Origin of the sequence: Streptomyces sp. NPDC048331 (genome assembly GCF_043201215.1) — a bacterium.
Classification (GTDB): Bacteria; Actinomycetota; Actinomycetes; order Streptomycetales; family Streptomycetaceae; genus Streptomyces.
Map to the genome: position 1 here is coordinate 83,462 of NZ_JBICYT010000015.1, position 6,480 is coordinate 89,941.

The 6,480-nt window shown below is 72.8% G+C and carries 6 protein-coding genes and 1 pseudogene; 6 read left to right on the forward strand and 1 reads right to left on the reverse strand.

Going from position 1 to position 6,480, the window contains the following annotated elements; translation table 11 throughout:
* Nucleotides 1-37: 37 nt before the first annotated feature.
* Nucleotides 38-501: pseudogene (locus ACGFYY_RS22335) on the reverse strand (GNAT family N-acetyltransferase).
* 229 nt (nt 502-730) lie between these two features.
* Here ACGFYY_RS22335 and ACGFYY_RS22340 point away from each other — a divergent pair.
* The 6 genes from ACGFYY_RS22340 (at nt 731) to ACGFYY_RS22365 (ending at nt 6,320) form a co-directional block, all read left to right on the forward strand.
* Entirely contained in the window at nt 731-1,378 is a 648-nt protein-coding gene (locus ACGFYY_RS22340) for a hypothetical protein (RefSeq protein WP_393711686.1), read from the forward strand.
* 180 nt (nt 1,379-1,558) lie between these two features.
* Nucleotides 1,559-2,194 carry an isochorismatase family protein gene (locus ACGFYY_RS22345; RefSeq protein ID WP_393711688.1) on the forward strand — a complete coding sequence of 212 codons (636 nt, stop codon included), beginning with the start codon at nt 1,559-1,561 and terminating at the stop codon, nt 2,192-2,194.
* 23 nt (nt 2,195-2,217) lie between these two features.
* On the forward strand, nt 2,218-3,123 hold the full coding sequence (argB, locus tag ACGFYY_RS22350) for an acetylglutamate kinase (protein ID WP_365268046.1): 906 nt from the start codon (nt 2,218-2,220) through the stop codon (nt 3,121-3,123).
* Nucleotides 3,124-3,334: 211 nt separating this feature from the next.
* Nucleotides 3,335-4,732, forward strand: coding sequence for a lysine N(6)-hydroxylase/L-ornithine N(5)-oxygenase family protein (locus tag ACGFYY_RS22355; RefSeq protein ID WP_393711690.1), 1,398 nt, complete (start codon nt 3,335-3,337; stop codon nt 4,730-4,732).
* A 6-nt stretch (nt 4,733-4,738) separates the two neighbouring features.
* On the forward strand, nt 4,739-6,064 hold the full coding sequence (locus tag ACGFYY_RS22360; protein WP_393711692.1) for a condensation domain-containing protein: 1,326 nt from the start codon (nt 4,739-4,741) through the stop codon (nt 6,062-6,064).
* Nucleotides 6,065-6,113: 49 nt separating this feature from the next.
* Nucleotides 6,114-6,320 (forward strand): MbtH family protein, encoded by a 207-nt coding sequence (locus ACGFYY_RS22365; protein WP_030725132.1) that lies wholly within the window; start codon nt 6,114-6,116, stop codon nt 6,318-6,320.
* Nucleotides 6,321-6,480 lie beyond the last annotated feature (160 nt).

The following is a 6,480-nucleotide window of genomic DNA, read 5'->3' on the forward strand; positions in this document are numbered from 1 at the left end:
CGCCCCCGTCGCCGTCCGCGGGAGCCGAGCGCTCGGCTCAGCGGGACGGGGTCACCGGGGGCCGCACGCCGAACCACTGCTCGGCGCCGAACTCCTCGAATCGCCCCACCTCGGTGAACCCCAGCTTCGCCGCGAGGCGCATCGCACGGTCGTTGGCGCTCTGGGTGCAGAGGACCACCGGCTCGTCCGGAAGCGCGTCGGCGAGCCAGTCGAGTGCGGCGGCGCACGCCTCGGCGGCGTACCCGTGTCCCCATGCCCGCGGCAGGAACATGCAGCCGAGCTCGACCTCTCCGGCCTCCGGGCGGACGTGCCCCCGGCGCTCAGGGCCGCGCCGATCGAGCGTGACCATGCCGACCATCGCTCCACCGACCTCGATCACGAAGAAGCCGAAGCGCCGTCCGGGCACCTCCGGTGCGCGTTCCAGCTCGGCACGCGGTCGCGCGCCTCGGACTGACGGAGCACCAGCCGATCGGTCCGCAACGGGGAGGGCGGCCAGGCCACTGCTTCTTCCGATCATGCCAGGAAACGCATCGCACACCCGTAGGGGCGCTCCGGGGCGGCCCGGCAGCGCGCACACCGGTGAACACATCCGGTTCACCATTCAACCAGCTTGCGGCAGCGCGAAGTTGGTCCGGATCCGCACACCTCGGGAATCCCATACATGCGGCGACTTATCACCCCTCCCGCCTTCATTCTTAGGTTAGGCTTGCCTAAGAGTGGGGGTGCGGGGATGCGGGACAACGCGCGAGACCAAGCGCAGCAGGACGAATGGGCCGACGAGGTGCTGGCCTGGATGAGCTCCCAGGAGGAGATGGACCGGGCATTGCGCGACGCACTGCGCCGCACGCCCAGTCAGCGGGAGGAAACGATCGCCCGGATGGCGGACGCCCTCCGCGGGGCGGCCCAGGGACTGACCATCCCCGGGTGCGCGGCCGCGGCCGGCGTTCCGGAGCGCATTCTGCGCGAGTGGTTGGAGATCGACACCAGCTTCGCCACGGCGCTCGGCTCCGCGCACGCACTGGCGGAGGCGCACGGACTGAGACCCGGGGCGGCGCCGACCCCGGCCGCGTTGCAGCTGATGCTGAACGCGATCCGCAAGGGGGCCGCCTGGCCGGCCGCGGCGACCCTCGTGGGCATCTCCGTGCGCGGGTTCAACCGCCTGCGCGCCGAGGCGCCACCGGTGGGAGCGCTGATCGCGGCGGCCCAGCGGGCACGCTCGGCCAAGGGCGGCGCGAGCCGGCGGCGCAGACCGCCCAAGGCGGCGAGCCGCCCGGTCGGGTACCGGATCGTACAACTCGACGATCCCCTCCTGTCCCCGGACAGCCAAGCGGACCACCTCGATGACGGGTTGAGCGACCGCACCCCGCACCGGGACTGAGGACGCACGCACACGAAGACCGATTTCGGAGGGCGCCGCCCACCCTCGCGACGCTTAAGTTAGGTTAGGCTAAGCTAATTACGCGATGAGGGTTCGAGGCATCCCCCGGCCCTCGTCGAGCTCCGCGCGCCCGTTCACCACCGGCGCTCCGCGCAGCGTCGGTGACAAGGAGATCCAGCCGTGGGCCCTGTGACCATCGACCCATATCCCATGCCCACCCAGGACCTGGTGCCGCGCTCCGTGGCACCCTGGTCCGTCGACCCCGACCGGGCCGCCCTGCTGATACACAACATGCAGAACCATCTGCTGCGACCCTTCCCCCGCGACCGCTCACCCCTCGTGGACCTGATCGGCAACATCACCGATCTCCGCAGATCCGCGCGGCAGTTGGGCATCCCGGTGGTCTTCAGCACGATACCGGCGGGTGAACGCCCCGAACAGCGCGGCCTCGCGGCCGAGATGGAGACCGAACCGGCGACGGCGGACCGCGACGCGACGATCACCGAGGAACTGACCCCGCGCCGGGGCGAGCACGTGATCGCCAACGCGCGGCACAACGCCTTCCTCCGCAGCCACCTGGAGCGCATCCTGCGCACCACGGGGCGGGACCAGCTGATCCTGTGCGGCGTGTTCGCCCACTCCGGTGTGCTGCTCACCGCGGCGGACGCGTTCATGAACGATATTCAGCCATTCGTCGTGGCCGACGCGGTGGCGGACACCTCCGCGGAGGAGCACGCGCTGGCACTGCGCTGGACGGCCGCACGCGGCGCCGTCGTACACACCACTACGACGCTCATCGACGAACTGGAAGCCTGAATGACGACCGCACCCCTCGCCCCGTGAACGGACCCGCAGCGCCGCGGGCGCGCACGCTCATCGAGGCCCTGCCGTGGCTGGAGCGGTTCCAAGGCCGCACGGTGGTGGTCAAGTTCGGCGGCAACGCCATGGTGAACGAGGAGCTCAAGGCCGCCTTCGCCCAGGACGTGGTCTCCCTGCGCTACGCGGGGCTCCGGCCGGTCGTCGTGCACGGCGGCGGGCCGCAGATCAGCGCGATGCTCGAACAGCTCGCGCTGGAGGTCCGGTTCACCGCCGGACTGCGGGTGACGACACCCGCGGTGATGGACGTCGTCCGCATGGTGCTCGCCGGGCAGGTCCAGCGGGACATCGTCGGACTGATCAACCGTCACGGGGCATTCGCCGTAGGGATGACCGGCGAGGACGCCCGCACCCTGTCCGCCGTCCGGCGGCCGGCCCTGGTGGACGGCGCCGAGGTGGACATCGGCCTGGTGGGCGACATCACGCACGTCGACCCCGACACCGTACGGGGGCTGCTGGAGCGCGGCCGCATCCCGGTGATCTCCCCCATCGCCCGGGGAGCGCACGACGACAACGTCTACAACATCAACGCGGACCTCGCGGCCGCCGCCCTCGCCGAGGCGCTCGACGCCGAGAAGCTGGTGATGCTGACCGACGTCGCGGGTCTCTACGCGGACTGGCCGCACAGTACGGAGATCATCGACCGGCTCACGACCGCTGAACTGGCGGAACTGCTGCCCTCGATGGCAGGCGGCATGGTGCCCAAGATGGAGGGATGCCTGCGCGCGGTGCGCTCCGGCGTACGGATGGCGCACGTACTGGACGGCAGGGTGCCGCACGCCCTGGTCCTGGAGGTCTTCGCCGACGAGCACACCGGCACCACGGTGGTACCCGACGGCCCCCCGGACGAGGAGCGCCTCCCCCACTGAACCGGGGGAGGGTCGACCTGCCCGACCCTCCCCCACCCCACCCTGGAGCCGCTACGGCTCCGGGGCCTTCGGTATGCCCAACCCCGGCCGCCGCAGCCCCGATCGGCGTGTGTCGGGACAGTCACGGGTCCAACTTGACAGCTTCCGACCTGTCAGAGATGTTAGGCCAGCCTTACCTAACCAAATAGGGTAGGACCGAGGAAGGATGGGCATGTCCGCACCGCACGCGAGCTCCACACCCGGGGACGCTCTCCCGGACATCAGGGACCTGGTGGGCATCGGCTTCGGGCCGGCCAACCTGGCTCTGGCGATTGCGATCCGGGAGCACAACGACCGTCGCGCCTCCGGCGAGGCGCTCCGGGCCTCGTTCATCGAGCGCCAGGAGGACTTCGGCTGGCACCAGGGCATGCTCCTCGAAGGAGCCACCATGCAGGTCTCCTTCCTGAAGGACCTGGTGACCATGCGCAATCCGGGGAGTCCCTTCAGCTTCCTGCACTACCTCCAGGACCGGGACCGGCTGGCCGACTTCATCAACCAGAAGTCCTTCTTCCCCACCCGCCTCGAATTCCACGACTACTTCCGGTGGTGCGCCGCCTCCTTCGAGGGGCTGGTCGACTACGCCACCGAGGCCGTCGAGGTGCGCCCGGTCGGTCCGGCCGACGCCGCGGACCAGCTGGACGTCATCACCCGGCCCGCCTCCGGAACCGGGCCCCGACGTGCCACCCGTACCCGCAACCTCGTCCTCGGGACCGGGCTGCGCGCCCGCGTCCCGGCCGGGATCCGCACCGGCCCCCGCATCTGGCACAACCGCGACCTGCTGCACCGCGCACCGCTGCTGACGACCCGCCCGCACCGCCGGTTCGTCGTCGTCGGGGCGGGTCAGTCCGCCGCCGAGACCGCCGACCACCTGCACCGCGCCTTCCCGGACTCCGAGGTCTGCGCCGTGTTCACCCGGTACGGGTACAGCCCGGCCGACGACAGCCCGTTCGCCAACCGGATCTTCGACCCGGCCGCCGTCGACGAGTTCTTCCAAGCCCCGGAGGAGGTCAAGCAGCAGCTCATCGGCTACCACGCCAACACCAACTACGCGGTGGTGGACGGCGACCTGATCGAACAGCTGTACCGGACCGTCTACCAGGAGAAGGTCGCGGGCACCGAGCGGCTGCGCATCCTGAACACGACCGCCCTCACCGCCGTGGAGGAACTCCCGGACGGAGCGCGGGCCGTGGTGCGCTCCCTGACCACGGGCGAGACCATGACCCTCGACTGCGACGCGGTCGTGCTGGCCACCGGCTACCGACCCACCGAGCCGGCCGAGCTGCTCGGCGACCTGGCCGAGGAGTGCCTCACGGACGGGCAGGGCAGGCTGCGCGTCGGCCGGGACCACCGGGTGGAGACCACCGACCGCGTGCGGGCCGGTATCTACGTCCAGGGCGCCGCCGCCGAGCACACCCACGGCATCACCGCCTCCCTGCTGTCCACGCTGGCCGTGCGCTCGGGCGAGATCTGCGACTCCCTGCTGCTGCGGGTCGCCGAGCGCGAGGTGCAGGCCTCACTGGCGACCAAGGCGTCGGCCGTCGCGGACGGCGTCGCCGCCCACCGGGGCTGATCGGCCGTGCCGCACACCGATCTCCCGGCGGCGGCCGGGCCGCCGTCCGGACTCACGGCGGCGCAGGCACACATCCTGGCGGCGCAGAGCGCGGATCCCTCGTACGCCGGCCACAACGTGGGCCAGTACATCGAGCTCGTGGGTCCGCTCGACACGGCGGCGCTCGACGAGGCCGTGCTCCGCACCCTCGACGAGGCTCCCTGGCTCCGCTCGCGGCTGATGACCCGGGGCGGCCTGCCGCGCCTGGACACCTCCGCGGCGGCCGACCCGGTGGGCGCGGCCGTCGAGTTGGTGCGGGGCCAACTCGCCTGCCCGCCCAGGCCCGAACTGCTCACCGCCCCGGCGGACACCGGCCTCGCACCCGACCTCACGGGCGCGCTGCTGGTCACGGTGGGCCCCCGACGCCACCTACTGGTGCAGTACTTCCACCTGCTGGCGGTCGACGGGTACGGCGTGGCCCTGCTGAGCCGGCGGATCGCCGAGGTCTACACGGCCCTGGCACACGGCCGCCCGCCCGGCCCGACCCCCTTCGCGCCGGTCTCCGTACTGGCCGACGCGGACCGCTCCTACGCCGGCTCGCCGGAGCAGGCCGCGGACCGGCGGTACTGGACGGGGCGGTACGCCGACCGTCCCGTGCCCGTGTCCCCGGCCGAGCGCGGGGCGCCGGCCCAGGACACCGCACGGCGGCACACCGTGCACCTGGGTGCGCCGGACAGCGCCGCCGTACGGGCCACCGCCCGAGCCGCGCGCGTCACCTGGGCCGAGGTCGTGCTCGCCACGACCGCGGTGCGGGTGACCGCGCAGGTCGGCGCGCGGGAGGCGGTCCTCTCCGTGTACGCGGCGGCGCGGATGGCCCCGGGGACGCTGCGGGTGCCGGCGACGGCGGTGAACCTGCTGCCGGTGCGACTGTCGGTGCGGGGGGCCGACACCTTCCGGTCGCTGCTGCGCGCGGCGGCCGGCGAGCTGACGCTGCTCCGCCGTCACCAGCGGCTGCGCGGCGAAGAACTGGCGCGCGAGCTGTGGCCGGAGTACGGGGGCGTCCGCGTCCCCGGCCCCCTGGTCAACCTGCGGCCGTTCGAGACGGAGCTGGACTTCGGCGGCATCCGCGGCCGGGTCGTCAGCCTCGCCTCGGGGCCGGTCGACGATCTGTCGGTGTCCGCCGCGGCGGGACCGGACGGGCGTCTGCGCCTGGACTTCGACGCGAACCCGGCCCGGTACGAGGAGGCCGAACCGGCCCGCTTCGCACGCCTGTTCACCGAGGACCTGGTCTCGCTCTGCCGCGCACCCGACGTCCCGGTCGCCTCCCTGCGGGCCTCCCCCGTCCACCACTGACCCCATCCCCGAACCGACCGCTCCCGGTCATCATCCAAGGAGAGACACCATGGCCACCAACCCCTTCGAAGACGACGACGCCCGCTACTACGTGCTCGTGAACGCCGAGAACCAGCACTCGCTCTGGCCCGCCTTCGCGGAGGTTCCCGCGGGCTGGACCGTCGTGCACGGCGAGGACAGCCGGGAGGGCTGCGCCGCGTACACGGAGACGCACTGGACCGACATGCGGCCCGCGAGCCTGGTCGCCAGGAGCTGATCCCGGGGGCCTCCCGGCCCCGCCGTCCCACATGCCGGGGCGGGCCCGGGCCCCGGGTCCCGGCCGGCCCCCGGCGGGGGGGGGCCCGGCCGGTCAGCGCCCCCGGGGGGGCCCCACCCCGCCCCGGGGGGGGGGCCGCGCCGCCCGCCCCGCGGCGGGG